Here is a 16860-nt window from a genome sequence, read left to right as displayed (position 1 = left end):
GCGGCTCCGCCGCCGCGGCTACTCGTGCTGGTCCGGACCCTGCGCGTTGAGCAGGGCGCGCCAGGTGGCCTCGTCCCCGACGCCCGTCACGGGCAGATGCCGGGACGCCTGGAACTCCTTGAGCGACCGCATGGTCGAAAGGGTGTACGTGCCGGTGCTGTCGGTCGGCACTCCGGCGTGGTGAAGCAGGTACTGCACGGCCGTGACGGCCTCGGGCCTCGGCGTACGCGAGTCGACCGCCACGATCAGCAGGGGCCAGGTGTCCTTCCCGACCTTGCCGTCGGCCGTGAGGCCGTGAGCGGTCTGGAACTTCTTCACCGCCTCCGCCGTGGCCGGTCCGTAGTCGGCGTCGACCTTCACGTCGAAGCCGTTCGCCCGGAGCAGATGCTGCACGGTACGGGCCTTCCAGAGCACATTGCCCTTGCGCGCCAGCGGCCACTCGGTGCCCTCCGACGGACGGTCCGACACCTGCGCGGTGGTCTTGGCATCGCTCTGCCCCGTGGTCGGAACCATCCACCACGCGAGGCCGCCGAGGACGAGGAGGAGGAACGCCGACACGGCCAGGGTGGGGAACGCGACGGGGGAGCGGTCCCGCAGCCGGGCCGCCGGTTTGCGCTCCGCGGCCGGGCCGGCGGACGCGGGCGTGCCGGTGACCGTCTCCACCGGTCCGGGCGCGGCGGGCGTCGGTCCGGGCGGTGGCGTGGGGCGTTTCCTGGCCGGCGGGGCCCCGGCCGCGGCGTCGGCCAGGGCGCGCGCCCGGACCAGGTCGTCGGTGGGCGCCCGCAGCGCCGAATGCAGCTGCTCGACGATCCTGCGCGGAGCGTTGGACGCGTGAGCGGGATTCAGATAGCGCGACAGGGTGGTCTGGTCGACCCCCAGCCGCTTGGCGAGGGACTGCTGGGTGGGTTTCTCGCGGCCGTCGCGCGCGGACGATTCCCACCAGTTCCTCAGTAATTCGGCGAGAGCTCGCCCCGGATGTTCCTCGTGGTCGGCCATATTGCTGTCCGTCATCGTTGCTCCCCGGCTTGCTGTGTGCATAGCCGCAGGTCAGAACCGTGCATCGTGGTGGTGCATAGGCGCATCGACCTGCGGGACGCAGATCGTAGTGAAAGCCCCGTTCCGTGCCGCACAGTTCAGGGGCGGCCGGCCTGTCGGGCCCCGTGAACCCACCCCGCTTCCGCCCCTTCCAGGGGGTGCTCCTGCCTGCGTATTCGCGGCGGACGGGAACGCCCGCGGCCTTCTCGCCCATGGAACAAGGAGACCCTGAATATGCCTCAGACATCACCCGTACGAGTGTGCGTGGCCCTGACCGGCACCGTCGTGGGAGCAGCCCTGGTCGCGCTGGGGCTGATCGCCGAGGCAGCGCCGCCCTCGTCGTACGGGGTCGGCGGTGTGGACACCAGCCATGACAACCACGAGGCGAAGGGGGAGCAGCGGGAGACGGCGATCGACTGGAACCGTGTGGCCGCCTCGAACAGCTTCGCCTTCCTCAAGGCCACGGAAGGGGTCTCCCGCAAGGACGGCTGGTCCCGCTGACCCCGGCCCGCGGGAGAAGAACAGCTGTCCGGCCGCCCCACCCGGGGCGGCCGGACACCGCCCTGCCGATCCCGGGGCGTTCGGCCGCCACCATGGCTCCCGCCCGTACCGCAGCCCGTTCGGGCGTGCTCGGACCGTCGGCCGCCCGTATCGCCTGTACCGCCCGTGCCGCCCGGCGCCGGTCCGCTCAGCGAGTTGCCGCGACCCGGAAGCGCAGCCCCGCCGCGCGCAGCCGCTCCAGGAGCGCGTCCCCCATCGCGACGGCCGGGGTGATCTGCCCCGATGTGGACGGCAGCTCGTCCAGGGCGAGGCAGAGCGCGGACTCGGCCAGCATCTTCGCCGTTTCGTCGTAGCCGGGGTCACCGCCCGACACCTCGGTGAAGACCCGTCGCCCGCCGCCCTCGCCGACGAACCGCACGGTGAACCAGCTGCGCCGACGGCGTTCCGCGTCCGGGCCCTCGCCCGGCTCGTACCGGTCCATCAGCCAGGACCGTGCCGCCGGTATCTGGGCGGCACCGAGGAGGGCGCCGACGGCGGCCGTGCCCCCCAGCGCCATGGGCAGATGCCGCACCGAGGCGAAGTGCCGGTAGCGGAAGTCGGGCCCGTACCGGGCAAGAACCTGGGCCGAGCGCTCGACGACCTGCGGGTCCAGTGTCGGCAGCGGCAGCGCCCAGGTGCCGGTCTCCGTACTGAAGTGCGGGGCGCCGAGGCGGGCGCGGGCGCGGCGGGCGACCAGCCGGGGTGCGTGCAGGCGGCGTTCCCGCGCGGCGCGCAGCAGGTGAGGGCCGCGGCCCATCGCGATGAGCGCGGAGGCGAACGTGCCGCCGGAGAAGACGGCGTTGCTGCGGACGAACCCGTCGATGCGCAGGGGCACGTCCTGCGGCAGCTGCCGGACGGTGAAGTACACCCCGAGGTCGTGCGGCACGGAGTCGAAACCGCAGGCGTGTACGAGCCGCGCCCCGGTCTCGCGGGCCCGCGCGTCGTGCGCCAGATACATCCGGTCGACGAACTCCGCCTCGCCGGTGAGGTCCGCGTAGTCCGTCCCGGCCTCGGCGCACGCCGCGACCAGCCGCTCGCCGTACCAGAGGTAGGGGCCCACCGTCGTGGCCACCACGTGGGTGGATTCGGCGAGTTCGCGCAGCGAGTGCGCGTCGTCGGCATCGGCATGCAGCAGCGGGAGATCCGCGCAGCGCGGTTCGATCGCGGTGAGGCGTTCGCGCAGCTGTTCCAGTTTGGCCCGGTTGCGTCCGGCCACGGCCCAGCGGCAGCCGGCCGGTGCGTGGGCGGCGAGGTATGCGGCGGTGAGGGCGCCCGCGAAGCCGGTGGCACCGAAGAGGACGACGTCATAGGGGCGTTGCGCCCGGTTCTGCCTGTTCACGAGTGCCTCCACAGGGGCCGGTGGCGATGCCGCAGGCAGAGGGTAGCGGAGGGATTCGTGGCGGTGTGCGGCCGGGCGGCGCTCGTGGGGGAGGATCCCGGAGAAGGAACTAAGCGCTTGCTCGGCCAAAGGGGTTGTGCGGAGTGCGGTGCGTTCTTAGCATCATCGATGTTACATCAGTTGTGTCATACCGCTGGGGGCTTGATGGCAACGACGGAGCACGGCCCGCTGGCAGGCGTGCGCGTGGTCGAACTGGCAGGCATCGGACCCGGTCCCTTCGCGGCGATGCTCCTCGCGGACCTCGGCGCCGACGTCGTCAGGGTCGACCGGCCCGGAGGCTCGGGGCTCGGCATCGACCCCGCGTACGACCTCACCAATCGCAACAAACGCTCCGTGCTCATCGACCTCAAGGCCGCGGACGGGGCCGCCAAGGTGCTCGATCTGGCCGAGCGCGCCGACATCCTGATCGAGGGCTACCGGCCGGGAGTCGCCGAACGCCTCGGCGTCGGCCCCGAGGCCGCGCTGGCCCGCAATCCGCGGCTCGTCTACGGACGGATGACCGGCTGGGGCCAGGACGGACCGCTCGCCGAACGAGCCGGCCACGACATCGCCTACATCGCCCTCACCGGCACTCTCTCCATGATCGGCAGGCCGGGAGAGCCGCCCACCGTACCGGCCAATCTGGTCGGCGACTACGCGGGCGGCTCGCTCTACCTCGTTGTCGGTGTCCTCGCCGCCCTTCAGCACGCCCGCACCCCCGGCGGCCGGGGCCAGGTCGTGGACGCGGCGATCGTCGACGGCGCCGCCCATCTCGCCACGATGATCCACGGAATGCTGGCGGCAGGCGGCTGGCAGGACCGGCGCGGCTCCAACCTCCTGGACGGTGGCTGCCCGTTCTACGGCTCGTACGAGACCGCCGACGGCCAGTACATGGCGGTCGGCCCGCTGGAGCAGCGGTTCTACGACGAGTTCAGCACCCTCCTCGGCATCGAGGACCAAGCACCGGACCGGGGGGACATCGCCCGCTGGGAGGAGCTGCGCAGGGTCGTCGCCGACCGGTTCAGGACCCGTACGCGCGCGGAATGGACCGAGGTGTTCGAGGGCACGGACGCCTGCGTCGCCCCTGTCCTCTCGCTCCGTGAGGCGCCCCGCCATCCGCACATCGCCGCCCGCGCCACCTTCGTCGAGCACGGCGGACTCACCCAGCCGGCCCCCGCGCCCCGCTTCTCCGCCACTCCCGTCTCCGTACGCAGCGGGCCGGCGCGGCCCGGCGCGGACACCGAGGCCGTCGCCGCCGACTGGGGCGTTCCCGGCATCGCGGGGCCCGGGAAGGACCCCGCCGACTGAGGGGACCCTCCCCGCCGCCGGGCCGCGCGGGCGACCCGCGCGCGGCGTGCGACCGGGCCGCGACCGTGCGGCCGGCCCCGACGCGAACTCCCGCCCCCCGCCCTCGTCGCCCGGACCGGCGAGGGACCCGACGCCAAGAACCGGCTCCAGGAGGCCCCGCAGTGCAGCGGCAGATCTTCACAGCAGAGCACGACGCGTTCCGAGAGACCGTCCGCACCTTCCTCACCAAGGAGGTCGTCCCCACCTACGAGCAGTGGGAGAAGGACGGCATCGTCTCCCGCGAGGCGTGGCTCGCCGCGGGCCGACAGGGGCTGCTCGGCCTCGCCGTACCCGAGGAGTACGGGGGCGGCGGCACCACCGACTACCGCTACAGCGCCGTCCTCGCCGAGGAGTTCACCCGGGCCGGTGCCCCCGGACTGGCCATCGGGCTGCACAACGACGTCATCGGCCCCTACCTCACCGGCCTCGGCATCGAGGAGCAGAAGCGGCGCTGGCTGCCCGGCTTCTGCAGTGGCGAGACCATCACCGCCATCGCCATGACCGAACCCGGCGCCGGCTCCGACCTCCAGGGCATCCGCACCACCGCCGAGGACAGGGGCGACCACTGGCTGCTCAACGGCTCCAAGACGTTCATCTCCAACGGCATCCTCGCCGACCTGGTGGTCGTGGTCGCCAGGACCACCCCGGAGGGCGGCGCCAAGGGGCTCTCGCTGATCGTCGTCGAACGCGGCGCGGAGGGTTTCGAACGGGGCCGCAACCTCGACAAGATCGGGCAGAAGTCCCAGGACACCGCCGAGCTGTTCTTCGACGACGTCCGCGTCCCCAAGGAGAACCTGCTCGGCGAGCGGGACGGCGCCTTCGTCCATCTGATGACCAATCTCGCGCAGGAACGCCTGGGCATAGCGGTCGCGGGCATCGCCGCCGCCGAACATCTGCTGGAGATCACCACGAGTTACGTCAAGGAGCGCGAGGCGTTCGGGCGTCCGCTCTCCAAGCTCCAGCACATCCGGTTCGAGATCGCGGAGATGGCCACCGAGTGCACCGTCACCCGCACCTTCATCGACCGCTGCATCGCCGACCACTGCGACGGGAAGACCGACGCCGTACACGCCTCGATGGCCAAGTGGTGGGCCACCGAACTGCAGAAGCGCGTCGCCGACCGCTGCCTCCAACTCCACGGCGGATACGGCTACATGGCGGAATACCCGGTGGCCAAGGCATTCACCGACGGCCGTATTCAGACCATCTACGGCGGCACGACCGAGATCATGAAGGAGATCATCGGCCGCTCGCTGCTCGCCTGACCCCTGTCGCACAACCACCCTCGAAAGGCTGCTGACTTGAGTACCGAAGCGTTTGTCTACGACGCGATCCGCACCCCGCGCGGCCGCGGCAAGGCCAATGGCGCCCTGCACGGCACCAAGCCGATCGACCTCGTCGTCGGCCTCATCCACGAGATCCGCAGGCGCTTCCCCGGCCTGGACCCGGCGGCCGTCGACGACATCGTCCTCGGCGTGGTCAGCCCGCTCGGCGACCAGGGTTCCGACATCGCCCGGATCGCCGCCATCGCGGCCGGCCTCCCGGACTCCGTCGCGGGTGTCCAGGAGAACCGCTTCTGTGCCTCGGGCCTGGAAGCCGTCAACCTGGCCGCCGCCAAGGTCCGTTCGGGCTGGGAGGACCTCGTCCTCGCGGGCGGCGTCGAGTCGATGTCCCGCGTCCCGATGGGCTCCGACGGCGGCGCCTGGGCGATGGACCCGATGACCAACTTCGACACCGGCTTCGCCCCGCAGGGCATCGGCGCCGACCTGATCGCCACCATCGAGGGCTTCTCCCGCCGCGATGTCGACGAGTTCGCCGCGCTCTCCCAGGAGCGCGCGGCCGAAGCGTGGAAGGAAGGCCGCTTCGCGCGTTCCGTCGTCCCGGTCAAGGACCGCAACGGCCTCGTCGTCCTCGACCGCGACGAGCATCTGCGGCCCGGCACCACCGCCGACACGCTCGCCGCCCTCAAGCCGTCCTTCGCCGCGATCGGCGAGATGGGCGGCTTCGACGCGGTGGCGCTGCAGAAGTACCACTGGGTCGAGAAGATCGACCACGTCCACCACGCGGGCAACTCCTCCGGCATCGTCGACGGCGCCGCGCTCGTCGCGATCGGCAACCAGGAGATCGGCGAGAGGTACGGACTCACGCCGCGCGCCCGGATCGTCTCCGCCGCCGTCTCCGGCTCCGAACCCACCATCATGCTGACCGGCCCCGCGCCCGCCACCCGCAAGGCCCTCGCCAAGGCCGGGCTGACCATCGACGACATCGACCTCGTCGAGATCAACGAGGCGTTCGCCGGAGTCGTGCTGCGCTTCGCCAGGGACATGGAGCTCTCCCTCGACAAGATCAATGTCAACGGCGGCGCCATCGCGCTCGGCCACCCGCTCGGCGCCACCGGAGCGATGATCCTCGGCACGCTCATCGACGAACTGGAACGCCGGGACAAGCGGTACGGCCTCGCCACCCTCTGCGTCGGCGGCGGCATGGGCATCGCCACCGTCATCGAGCGCCTCTGACCGTCCCCCGGCCCCCGGGAGGGGCCGGCGGCGGGTGGCGTGGCGTCGCAGGACCGGGGCGCGCCTCGCGGCGTTGTCGTCCCTCACCACGGCTCCGCCACGGATCGGTCCTCCGCCTTGCGATCCACGCACCCCGGCCCCGCTCCTTCACCCACGCCACCCACCGCCGGCCCCTCACTTACAGAGAAGAAGAGCAATGACCGAGAGCACGACCATCCGCTGGGAACAGGACGAGACCGGCGTCGTCACCCTCGTACTCGACGACCCCGGCCAGTCCGCCAACACGATGAACCAGGCATTCAAGGACTCCATCGCGGCCGTCGCCGACCGGGCCGAGGCCGAGAAGGACTCCATCCGCGGCATCATCTACACCTCCGCGAAGAAGACCTTCTTCGCGGGCGGCGACCTCAAGGACATGATCAAGGTCGGTCCCGAGAACGCCCAGCAGGCCTTCGACACCGGCACCGCCATCAAGAACTCGCTGCGCCGCATCGAGACCCTCGGCATCCCCGTGGTCGCCGCCATCAACGGCGCGGCGCTCGGCGGCGGCTACGAGATCGCCCTCGCCTCCCACCACCGCGTCGCCCTCGACGCGCCCCGCTCCCGGATCGGCCTGCCTGAGGTCACCCTCGGCCTGCTGCCCGCGGGCGGCGGCGTCACCCGCACCGTACGCCTCATGGGCATCGCCGACGCGCTGCTGAAGGTCCTCCTCCAGGGCACCCAGTACACCCCCGTGCGCGCCCTGGAGAACGGCCTCGTCCACGAGGTCGCCGCCACCCGGGAGGAGATGCTCGAAAAGGCCCGCGCCTTCATCGACGCGAACCCCGAGTCCCGGCAGCCCTGGGACGTCAAGGGATACAAGATCCCCGGCGGCACCCCGGCCCATCCGAAGTTCGCCGCCAACCTGCCCGCCTTCCCGGCCAATCTGAAGAAGCAGATCGCGGGCGCCCCGATGCCCGCGCCGCGCAACATCCTGGCCGCCGCCGTCGAGGGCTCGCAGGTCGACTTCGAGACCGCGCTGACCATCGAGGCCCGCTACTTCACCGAACTGGTCACCGGCCAGGTCGCGAAGAACATGATCCAGGCGTTCTTCTTCGACCTCCAGGCGGTCAACTCCGGTGCGAGCCGCCCCAAGGGCATCGAGGAGCGCCAGGTCCGCAGGGTCGCCGTCCTCGGCGCCGGGATGATGGGCGCGGGCATCGCGTACTCCTGCGCCCGCGCGGGCATCGACGTGGTCCTCAAGGACATCTCCGCGGAGGCCGCCGCCAAGGGCAAGGCGTACAGCGAGAACCTCCTCGACAAGGCGCTCTCCCGGGGCCGCACCACCGAGGCGGCGCGCGACGAACTGCTGGCCCGCATCACCCCGACCGGCGACCCGGCCGATCTGGCGGGCTGCGATGCCGTCATCGAGGCGGTCTTCGAGGACACCGCGCTCAAGCACAAGGTGTTCCAGGAGATCCAGGACATCATCGAGCCGGACGCCCTGCTCTGCTCCAACACCTCGACCCTGCCCATCACCGTCCTCGCCGAGGGCGTCTCGCGCCCCGCCGACTTCATCGGGCTGCACTTCTTCTCGCCCGTGGACAAGATGCCGCTGGTCGAGATCATCAAGGGCGAGCAGACCGGCGACGAGGCCCTGGCCCGCGCCTTCGACCTGGTCCGCCGGATCAGGAAGACCCCGATCGTCGTCAACGACTCCCGCGGCTTCTTCACCTCGCGCGTCATCGGCCGGTTCATCAACGAGGGCGTCGCCATGGTGGGAGAGGGCGCCGAGCCCGCCTCGGTCGAACAGGCCGCGGCGCAGTCCGGCTACCCGGCCAAGGTGCTCTCGCTGATGGACGAGTTGACCCTCACCCTCCCCCGCAAGATCCGCAACGAGACCAGGCGGGCCGTCGAGGAGGCCGGCGGCACCTGGGCCGGACACCCGGCGGACACGGTCATCGACCGGATGGTCGACGAGTTCGGCCGCCCGGGACGCAGCGGCGGCGCGGGCTTCTACGAGTACGACGAAGCCGGCAGGCGCACCCGTCTCTGGCCGGGCCTGCGCGAGCACTTCGCGAAGCCCGGCACCGGCATCCCCTTCGTCGACATGAAGGAGCGGATGCTGTTCTCCGAGGCGCTGGACAGTGTCCGCTGCCTGGAGGAGAACGTCCTGGTCTCCGTCGCCGACGCCAACATCGGCTCCGTCATGGGCATCGGCTTCCCGCCGTGGACCGGCGGCGTGCTCCAGTACATCAACGGCTACGAGGGCGGCCTGCCCGGCTTCGTAGCCCGCGCCCGGGAGCTCGCCGAGCGCTACGGCGACCGCTTCCTGCCACCCGCGCTGCTCGTGGAGAAGGCCGAGAAGGGCGAGACCTTCCACGACTGACGCCCACCCCGCGGGCCGCGCTCACTCCGCCGTGAACGCGGCCCGCAGCTCCTCCTTCAACGACCGCTGGAAGGCGGTCACCAGTGCCTGCAGCACCATCGGCTGCATATGGGCCGACAGCGACTTCATGGCCGCCACGTGCTCCGGATCCGACTCCCGCTCCCGGTAAGGACTCCACACCTCGTCCCGGAACAGCCGGGTCAGCTCCTGCGCCGCGGACCGGGAGTGCTCCAGCAGAACCGTGCGCGCGGCCAGAATCGTCTCGTGCGCGATGGGTACGCCGAGCAGCTCGACCCCGAGCCGCAGCAGCCCCGGATCCACCCGGTACCAGCCGTCGACCGGCTCCGCGCGCTCCAGCACGCCCATCGCGGCCAGCCGCGCCATGTCCTGCTCGGTCAGCGCCCGGCCCGCACGCCGCTCCAGCTCCGCCCGTGTCGCGTCCTCCGCCGTGTCCGGTGCCCAGGACGCCACCAGCGCCCGGTGGATCGCCAGGTCGTGCGCGCTCAGATCCGGCGGCAGCTGCTCCAGATAGCGTTCGATCGCGGCCAGCGTCATGCCCTGATGCTGAAGTTCCTCGATGAGCGCGAGCCGGGAGAGATGCTCGTGCCCGTAGTGCCCGACGCGACGCGCCCCGATCACCGGCGGTGGCAGCAGGCCCCGGGTGCTGTAGAAACGCACGGTGCGCACGGTCACCCCGGCGCGTGCCGCCAGCTCGTCGACGGTGAGCGTCGGGTCCTCGGTCCCGGTCGCCATGCCTGCTCCTCGCGTTCCGGCCCGGCGGCGAACCGCCGCGCCTGCACCGATCAGGTGCAACAGTATTGCTGTCTCACCACTGTTGTGAAAGTGTCCGGCGGAATCCCGGCGCAGGCCCGCCGCGATACGGACCCGCACGGTCCGGCCGATCGCGGCAGGAGGCGGTCGTGACCACGCTCCCGACTCCCCGCGGGTCCCGGGCAACTCACCCTGGCCGTCCCGTTGTACGGGGAGGACGGCGGACGGGACCGACGGCGTCCGGCCGCCGTTGTCAGTGGTGGCTCCTACGCTGGCGCCATGACAGGGATCACGTACGTACGGGGAGACGCGACCGCCCCCCAGGGCAAGGGCGTCAAGCTGATCGCGCATGTCTGCAACGACCTGGGCGGCTGGGGCAAGGGCTTCGTCCTGGCCGTCTCGCGCCGCTGGCCCGAGCCGGAGGCGGCCTACCGCCACTGGCACCGGAAGCGCGCGAGCAACGACTTCGCCCTGGGCGCCGCGCAGTTCGTCCAGGTGAGCCCGTACCTCTGGGTGGCGAACATGGTGGGTCAGCGGGGGATACGCACGGGCAGCAAAGGGGTACCGGTGCGCTACGAGGCGATCGACACCGCCCTGGGAGCCGTGGCCGACCGGGCCGCAGAGCTGGGGGCTTCGGTCCATATGCCGCGGATCGGTTGCGGGCTGGCGGGAGGCACATGGTCGAGGATCGAGCCGCTCATAGAGAAGCGGCTGCTGAGCCGGGGGACGGCGGTGACGGTGTACGACTACGAGTAGGGGGCTGCCCGCCGATCGCTTCACCGCCGATCGCTCGCTCACGGGGCAGGCGCCGTCCATGGGGGAGACGGTGTGCCGTCACCCCCCGGGGCCGGTCAGACGCGTCAGGCCGCGGAAGCTCTCCAGCTTCTCCAGCAACCGCCGCATACCCTCCCGGTCGGCGGGCAGCCGCACGGCGTCCGCGGGCCCGTCCGTTCCCGCCGGCCGGAAGCCCGCCAGCAGATCGGCCACGGCGACCGGTTTCCCGGACAGGAGCGGATCCAGCAGCCGGAGCAGGTCACGGGGGCCCGCGGCGGTCGCCACGTCGTGACCGTTGGCGGCACAGATCGTGCCCGCGGCGTCCGCGGTCCCGAGCGGGGCCCACCGGACGGGGTATCTCGGATCGGCCTCGACCACCGCGTCGTCCGCCAGCCGTCGCGGGCCTGCCGGACCGGGCACCGGTTCGAAGCCGCCGGCCGTCCAGCGGCGCAGCGAGACGGTGGTGACACGGTCCCCGACCAGGCGCGGGTCACCGAACCGCCGGAAGGCGTCCGCCGAACGCCGCAGCCCCTCGGGCAGCACGGGGGACAGCAGCCCGTCCGGGCCGAGGGGCGGGGCGAGCACCGGTGCGTCGACGGGCACCAGGCGGCTGCCGCGGCTCGGGCGGCCGGTCAGCCCCGCCGGGTCGAGATCGACCAGCAAATCTTCCAGCTCGTATCCGGCCCGGTGCTCCTCGCGCGGCACTCCGACGTTCACGCTGGTGGCGGGCGCGGAGCCGGCGCTCTCCCCGACGTGGTAGTAGCCCGACGGCCAGTACAGCAGGTCACCGGGGCCGACCTCGGCCTCGAAGGAACTGCCCCGGTAGCGGGCGTAGTCCAGCACCGTGGACACCGGCTCCTGCCAGGGGCGGTGCCGCCAGAAACGCATCCGCTTGCGGCCCTTGAGCCCGAACATGAAGGTGGCGAAGCGGTCTTTGTGGACGCCGACCGGGCTGTGCTCGTACGTGCCGTGGAAGAGCGTGGTGATCGCCCCGGTGAGCGGCAGTCCGACTCTCTCCCACAGCCCTGCGTAGAACTCCCGCTCCCGGGCCCACAGCGGGAAGTCGAAGGCGTGGAAGCCGCTGATGACGAGGGCGTGGCGGCGTCCGGCCAACTCCGCGGACAGCCGTTCCCGGTAGCCGTCGAAGGAGCCGTCGGCCAACCGCGGCAGCAGCGGTCCCGGGCGGGTCCGCTGCACCCTTTCGACGGTGAAGCCCGCGTTCGGCGGCGGCGCGGCCGCCGGATCGCCGCCGGTCCGGCAGGCGGCGGCCGCCGCCGCGAACACGTCGGGTTCGGTGAAGGGGGACGGGGCCACCGACCGGTACAGGACAGGGTTCCGGTCCCAGTGCCGCTCGGTGAAGGCCTGCCAGTCGAAGCCGCCGTTCACCACGGTCAACGGCTCGGTCATGGTGTCCGCTCCTTTCCCGGCCGCGGCGATCCGCCGACCGCCGATGCCGGCTCGCGCACGGCGGACGGCCGCTCCACCGCGTCCTCCCGCTCCTTCGGCGGACCGTCCGCCGGCGCGTCCGTCAGCTCGACGGCGCGCAGAGCGTGCAGCTTCCGCACCAGCGCCAGCGCCCCGGCGTGCGCGGACACCGGCAGCCGCCGGCACAGCTCGTCGACGGTCGGTGCGCCGGCGGCGTCCTCCCGCAGCCGCTCCAGCAGGAGTTCTCCCAACTGCCCGCGCACGGCGAAGGCATGGCCGTTGGCGGCCCACACCCAGCCGTCGCCGTCCGGCATCCGCAGCACCGGGGCGGTGACCCGTACCCGCAGGCCCGCCTCGGGAGGCGGACCCTGCCGCGGCGGCGGTACGGGTTCGAGCGCGCCGGCGCTGACCCGCCGAGCCCAGAGGATGCGCAGCACCCGCTCCAGCCGCGGGCCCGCGCACTCCGCACCCAGCGCGACCGCGGTGGCCGCCAGCGGTCGCAGGTCCGACGCGGCGTCCCGCCGGCCCCGGGGAGGCGGACACGGCAGATACGGCACGGCGTCGTCCGCTCCGTACCGGTGCTCCTGCAGCAGGCCCGACACCACGTCCTCCACGGCCCGGTGCAGCAACCGGGGGTCGACCGGGATCCGCAGCCGCAGGACCAGGGTGCGCGGCCGATAGCCGACGTCGTCGCGGCAGCCGGCCGGGCGGTAGACCACGTCGCCGGCTGTCGCGCGGAAGGTGCGCACGTCGCCGTCGCCCGCGCCGGCCGCTCGCAGACGTGCGGTGAGGCCACCGTCCAGCACGAAGGAGAGCGTCGCGTGGGTGGCCTCGACAGCCGGGTCGGCGGGTACGGTGATCCCGCCCCCCGCCAGCAGTTCGGTGACCACCGGCAGAACCGGACAGCCGATCCGCTGCCACAACGGGGCGATCAGATCGCGGGTCCGGGACCAGAGGCCGAAGTCCAGCAGCAATGGCTGCTCCACGGAGAGCAGCCGGCCCCGGTCCGGCAGCCGGGCGTCCAGCCGCCGGTCGTACTCCTGGGCACTCGAATCCTCCGGGCCGGGCAGCAGGTCACCGGGCGCCCCGATCCAGCCGTCCTCGACCAGGAAGCGGACATCGGGCAGGGCCCGGAAGCGCGTGCCGGCCCGGAACGGCGCCGCGGCGGCGGCCATCGTCCGGTACACGAGCCGGTTGTCGAAGGGGGGTTCGCCCGTCTTCGCGTCCCACACCCGCAGTCGCGCGGGGGAACCCTCCCGGTGGTGCGCGGCGAGGCGGTCCCAGACGGTCGTGTTCATACATCCTCCGGGACGGGTACCGGGAAGCGGCGGCGCAGCCGGACGGCGTAGCGGGCCAGCGGCTCCATCCCCAGCCGGCGCCGGCGCTCGTCCACCGCCCCGGGGTCTTCGATCGGGCAGGGTTCGAGTCCTCCCGCCCCTCGCCGGAATTTGGTTCCGTACAGTTGCGGGCTTCCTTCGCCCAGCCGGATCGCGTCGGTGGTGTAGGCCACGTGACGCCAGGGGATGTCGCCCTCGGCGGCTGCCTGTTCCATCCGGGCCAGACACTCGCGCAGCAGGTCGGCGGGGCCCTCGGCGTGCTGTACGAGCCGGCAGGCGGCCTCGGCGGCGCGCTCGCCCACCAGCGCGTGGCCCGGCCAGCCGTGCTCGCGGATCACATCCGTCAGCCAGGCCATCGCGGTGCCGGTGATCTTCCGCAGCCGCTCCTCGGTCCCGGCGTCGGTGAATGCGCCGGCCGTCCACCGCTCGCGCAGTACGGCGTCCACCCGGTCCAGCCGCAGCAGCCGGTTCCCGATCGCCGGGTTGCGGGCCGCCACGCGCAGAGGATCGATCCGCAGCCGCACGGTCGTGCGGTCCCAGCTGTACGTGATCCGGCGGCCTGCCTGGCGCCAGTCGAAGGCGACCCGGCCCTCACAGGCACTGGTCAGCCGGATCCGGGTGCCCCTCGCGGAGTCGTCGAAATCGCCGGGGCCCAGTTGGCCGAAGACGTACTCCACGGCGTCGCGCAGGGCCACGCCGAGACCGGCGAGGTCCAGCCGTACGGTCTCCGGGGGGAGAGCCGCCGGTGTCCCGTCGCCCGCCGCCGGACCCGGATCCGGAACGGTGGCGAAGCCGGCCGCCCGCGGCGGCGGTTCCATCGACAGCGGTGGGCCCCCGGCCTGGGTCCGGAAGAAGTACGGGACGTCGCCGCGTTCCAACTGCTCGCGCTCGGCCGGTGTGAATCCGTCATGACCGCGCGTTCCGGTCAGCAGTTCGCCGTCGAGTGCGTCGGTGTACACCGCTGTCGGGTGCGGCAGTACGCGGACGAACCGCTGTCCGGCGCCGTCGGCGACGACTTCGTTCAGACGCCGCTGGTTCCGGCACATCAAGGTCCAGGCGTCGAACATGCCCCGCAGGAAGGCCGGGAGATGCGGCCCGTATCCGGTGCGGCCGGTGGTTTCGGCGACGACGTTGCGGGTGTCGGACCGGGCGCAGGGCGTGTGCCGGGGATGCAGCTCCAGTCCCCCCTCGCCGCCGGACGTGAAGTACGCCGCCGGGCCGTCCACGGTGCACCAGCGGGCGGAGTCCTCCATGCCCGGGTGATGGTGGCCGGTGCCGTCCGGATCCGCGATCAGTCCGGTGTCGTGGAGCCGCCGCACGGGCGAGAGGAAGATCTCCAGGTCGACGGGGTAGAGGAGCGCGGCGGTCGCGCCCGGCCGGGTGCCGGCCAGCAGATTGCCCTCGCCGAGGTCCGCGATCCCGAAGCCGAAGCAGGCGGCGGCGAGGGAACCGGCCCGGTGCCAGAACCGCGCGGCCTCCCGCGGACCGAGCCGGGTGCCGAGCAGCCGGAGCCGGGGCGAACGGCGAAGGGTGCCCCACTGCGCGGGGGGCTCGATCCATTCCTGCCAGGAATAGGAGTGCCGGTCGCGGCCGCGTCCGCTGCGATGGCGCAGGACCGGCAGCTGCACCGGACCCGAGGCCGGCGGCAGGGAGTTGAGGAGCCCGAAGACCGATCGCGGTGTGCCGGGGGTGCCTTCGGCGAGAAACAGTGCCTCACCGCCGGCCGGTCGTGGCTTGTACGCCACACATCCGCCCCCGGCCATCCGCAGGCGCAGCACCCGTTGGCCGCCGTTGTGGCTCTCGGCGCCGTGCGCCCGCAGTCCCGCCAGGGGCGGGTGCAGGGACGCGTCGTCGAACCACGAGGAGTGCAGGTCGCGGCGGAGCCGTCGCAGGAAGAGGTCGAGGAAGTCCAGGTACTGGCGGCCGCGCCGCTCCCAGCGCCGCTCGCGGCCGTCCCGCTCACCGTCTGCGATACCGGTGGTCCCGCCGTCGCCGCAGGGGCCGGCGGGCGGTCGTGCGCCGGGTGCCGCGGCGCAGCCGGTGAAGACTTCGGTGATCAGGGGCCCGAACAGCTCGGCGTTGCCGACCGTGAGGACGTCCGGTGCGACGTGGGAGCGGTGGCGGCGCCGGGCGGCACGGCACCACGTGTCCAGGTCGGTGAGGAGAGCGAGCAGCGGCGTGAAGCGCGGCTGGGTGAGGGCCTGGGCGATCAGCCGGGCGTCGCTGTCCCCGGCGAGCGGCCGGGCGGGGGCCAGGACCCCTTCCGGAGTGTTCCGCAGGATCGGCGGGAACAGGCCGCCCGCCGTGCCGGAGCGGACCGCGTCCACGACTTCTCGGGCCGCGGGCGGGAGCTGCCGGGCGGAGTCCGGTGTCGCGGCCACGGGTTCGGCCTGCCAGAGCACGTTCGTCATACGGCGTCTGTTCTCCGGGGGCGAGCGGCGCGAGACTCCGCCGGCGGACCGGACGACGTCTCGCGCCGAATGGTCAGAGCGAACAGTAGACCCTGACGCAGGTGCTGGTCTCGGAAGAGGCGCGGGCCGGAATCTCCTGCTCCAGCTCGCCGATGACCAGGTCGAGTTCCGCCTCGTTGTCCAGGTTCTCGGACAGTACGTGCTGGGGGTTGGTGGACATGCTGTGCTTCACGACAGGCCTCCTGTGGGAAACGTGCGGTCGATCAACTCGCGCAATACTAGGAAGGGTTGGCGGCCCGCGATAGAGGTCGTCGGGACCTCTGCCGGGTCTTTCGCAGCCCCCGGGCCCACTCGGGGGCGGATCGCCGCTCCCCCTGCGACCGGCCGCGGCGCGGTGCGACCGTGCGCAGCGTCGTCGAACGGGAGTGGCTGGAGCGGCCGGGGACGACGTCCGTACTGACCGCCTGCGTTGCCCAGGGCCAGCACATCTCCGTCACGGACCGGCTGCCGATCAAGCTCGTCGTCGTGGACCGCCGTATCGCCCTGCTGCCCCTGGACCCGGAGCGCGAGACCGAACCGGTGGCGCTCGTCGTGCACCGGACGGGCCTGCTCACCGCTCTCGGCTCGCTCTTCGACGAGCACTTCGAGAAGGGGTGGCGGCTGAACGCCTCCGGCGGCGTGGACAAGGACGAGTCCCCGGGCGCGGCGGTCGACCGGGAGATCGTCGCCCTCCTCCACGTCGGACTGACCGACGCGGCCATCGCCCGCCAGCTGGGCATGGGCCACCGCACCGTGCAGCGGCGCCTGCACGCCCTGATGGACGAGGTGGGCGCCGCGACCCGGTTCCAGCTCGGCTGGTACGCGGCCCGCGCGGGCTGGCTGGACGGGGAGACGGGCAACCCGGTTCCACCCCAGGGCCCCTGAGGCGTATTTACGCCACGGCAAGTTCACGCCAGCA

The 16860-nt window shown here is 72.4% G+C and carries 14 protein-coding genes; 7 read left to right on the top strand and 7 right to left on the bottom strand.

Annotated elements, in window-relative coordinates; all coding sequences use genetic code 11:
* Window positions 1–18 precede the first annotated feature (18 nt).
* The gene (locus ACFVT1_RS21835) at window positions 19–1011 is read right to left on the bottom strand and encodes a peptidoglycan-binding protein (protein ID WP_389797895.1); all 993 of its coding nucleotides are present in this window, start codon (window positions 1009–1011) and stop codon (window positions 19–21) included.
* A gap of 258 nt (window positions 1012–1269) precedes the next feature.
* Here ACFVT1_RS21835 and ACFVT1_RS21830 point away from each other — a divergent pair, with 258 nt between their 5' ends.
* Complete coding sequence (locus ACFVT1_RS21830) at window positions 1270–1536, top strand: hypothetical protein (RefSeq protein WP_389797893.1); 267 nt, start codon at window positions 1270–1272, stop codon at window positions 1534–1536.
* Window positions 1537–1723: 187 nt separating this feature from the next.
* On the opposite strand, the gene ACFVT1_RS21825 is transcribed toward ACFVT1_RS21830, so the two are convergent.
* Window positions 1724–2914 carry a saccharopine dehydrogenase family protein gene (locus tag ACFVT1_RS21825; protein ID WP_389797891.1) on the bottom strand — a complete coding sequence of 397 codons (1191 nt, stop codon included), beginning with the start codon at window positions 2912–2914 and terminating at the stop codon, window positions 1724–1726.
* 204 nt (window positions 2915–3118) lie between these two features.
* Between ACFVT1_RS21825 and ACFVT1_RS21820 the strand changes: the two genes are divergently transcribed.
* The 4 genes from ACFVT1_RS21820 to ACFVT1_RS21805 all read left to right on the top strand — a co-directional run bounded on the left by ACFVT1_RS21820 (window position 3119) and on the right by ACFVT1_RS21805 (window position 9184).
* Window positions 3119–4261: a CaiB/BaiF CoA transferase family protein gene (locus ACFVT1_RS21820; RefSeq protein WP_389797889.1), complete on the top strand. Its 1143-nt coding sequence runs from the start codon at window positions 3119–3121 to the stop codon at window positions 4259–4261.
* Between the two features lie 161 nt (window positions 4262–4422).
* On the top strand, window positions 4423–5565 hold the full coding sequence (locus tag ACFVT1_RS21815) for an acyl-CoA dehydrogenase family protein (protein WP_389797886.1): 1143 nt from the start codon (window positions 4423–4425) through the stop codon (window positions 5563–5565).
* A 36-nt stretch (window positions 5566–5601) separates the two neighbouring features.
* Window positions 5602–6816, top strand: coding sequence for an acetyl-CoA C-acetyltransferase (locus tag ACFVT1_RS21810; protein ID WP_389797884.1), 1215 nt, complete (start codon window positions 5602–5604; stop codon window positions 6814–6816).
* Window positions 6817–7012: 196 nt separating this feature from the next.
* Window positions 7013–9184, top strand: coding sequence for a 3-hydroxyacyl-CoA dehydrogenase NAD-binding domain-containing protein (locus tag ACFVT1_RS21805; RefSeq protein ID WP_389797881.1), 2172 nt, complete (start codon window positions 7013–7015; stop codon window positions 9182–9184).
* A 21-nt stretch (window positions 9185–9205) separates the two neighbouring features.
* On the opposite strand, the gene ACFVT1_RS21800 is transcribed toward ACFVT1_RS21805, so the two are convergent.
* Entirely contained in the window at window positions 9206–9937 is a 732-nt protein-coding gene (locus ACFVT1_RS21800; RefSeq protein WP_389797879.1) for a MerR family transcriptional regulator, read from the bottom strand.
* 297 nt (window positions 9938–10234) lie between these two features.
* On the opposite strand from ACFVT1_RS21800, the gene ACFVT1_RS21795 reads away from it, so the two are divergent.
* Complete coding sequence (locus tag ACFVT1_RS21795) at window positions 10235–10711, top strand: macro domain-containing protein (protein ID WP_362196192.1); 477 nt, start codon at window positions 10235–10237, stop codon at window positions 10709–10711.
* A gap of 78 nt (window positions 10712–10789) precedes the next feature.
* Here ACFVT1_RS21795 and ACFVT1_RS21790 read toward each other — a convergent pair whose 3' ends face one another.
* From ACFVT1_RS21790 to ACFVT1_RS21775, 4 genes are all read right to left on the bottom strand, one after another.
* Entirely contained in the window at window positions 10790–12136 is a 1347-nt protein-coding gene (locus tag ACFVT1_RS21790) for a JmjC domain-containing protein (RefSeq protein ID WP_389797876.1), read from the bottom strand.
* A complete protein-coding gene (locus ACFVT1_RS21785; RefSeq protein WP_389797873.1) occupies window positions 12133–13452 on the bottom strand; it encodes a hypothetical protein in 1320 nt (439 codons plus the stop codon). The genes ACFVT1_RS21790 and ACFVT1_RS21785 overlap by 4 nt, the downstream gene beginning before the upstream one ends.
* Window positions 13449–15902 (bottom strand): DUF4135 domain-containing protein, encoded by a 2454-nt coding sequence (locus ACFVT1_RS21780; protein ID WP_389797870.1) that lies wholly within the window; start codon window positions 15900–15902, stop codon window positions 13449–13451. Before ACFVT1_RS21780 ends, ACFVT1_RS21785 begins: the two co-directional genes overlap by 4 nt.
* A 73-nt stretch (window positions 15903–15975) precedes the next feature.
* A complete protein-coding gene (locus tag ACFVT1_RS21775) occupies window positions 15976–16134 on the bottom strand; it encodes a hypothetical protein (protein WP_389797867.1) in 159 nt (52 codons plus the stop codon).
* A gap of 170 nt (window positions 16135–16304) precedes the next feature.
* Between ACFVT1_RS21775 and ACFVT1_RS21770 the strand changes: the two genes are divergently transcribed.
* Window positions 16305–16826: a helix-turn-helix transcriptional regulator gene (locus ACFVT1_RS21770; RefSeq protein ID WP_389797864.1), complete on the top strand. Its 522-nt coding sequence runs from the start codon at window positions 16305–16307 to the stop codon at window positions 16824–16826.
* The last annotated feature ends 34 nt before the right edge of the window (window positions 16827–16860 follow it).

Origin of the sequence: Streptomyces sp. NPDC057963 (assembly GCF_042887155.1) — a bacterium.
Lineage (GTDB): Bacteria > Actinomycetota > Actinomycetes > Streptomycetales > Streptomycetaceae > Streptomyces.
Note: the sequence above shows the minus strand (reverse complement) of the source record. Positions and strands in the feature narration are given on the sequence as shown.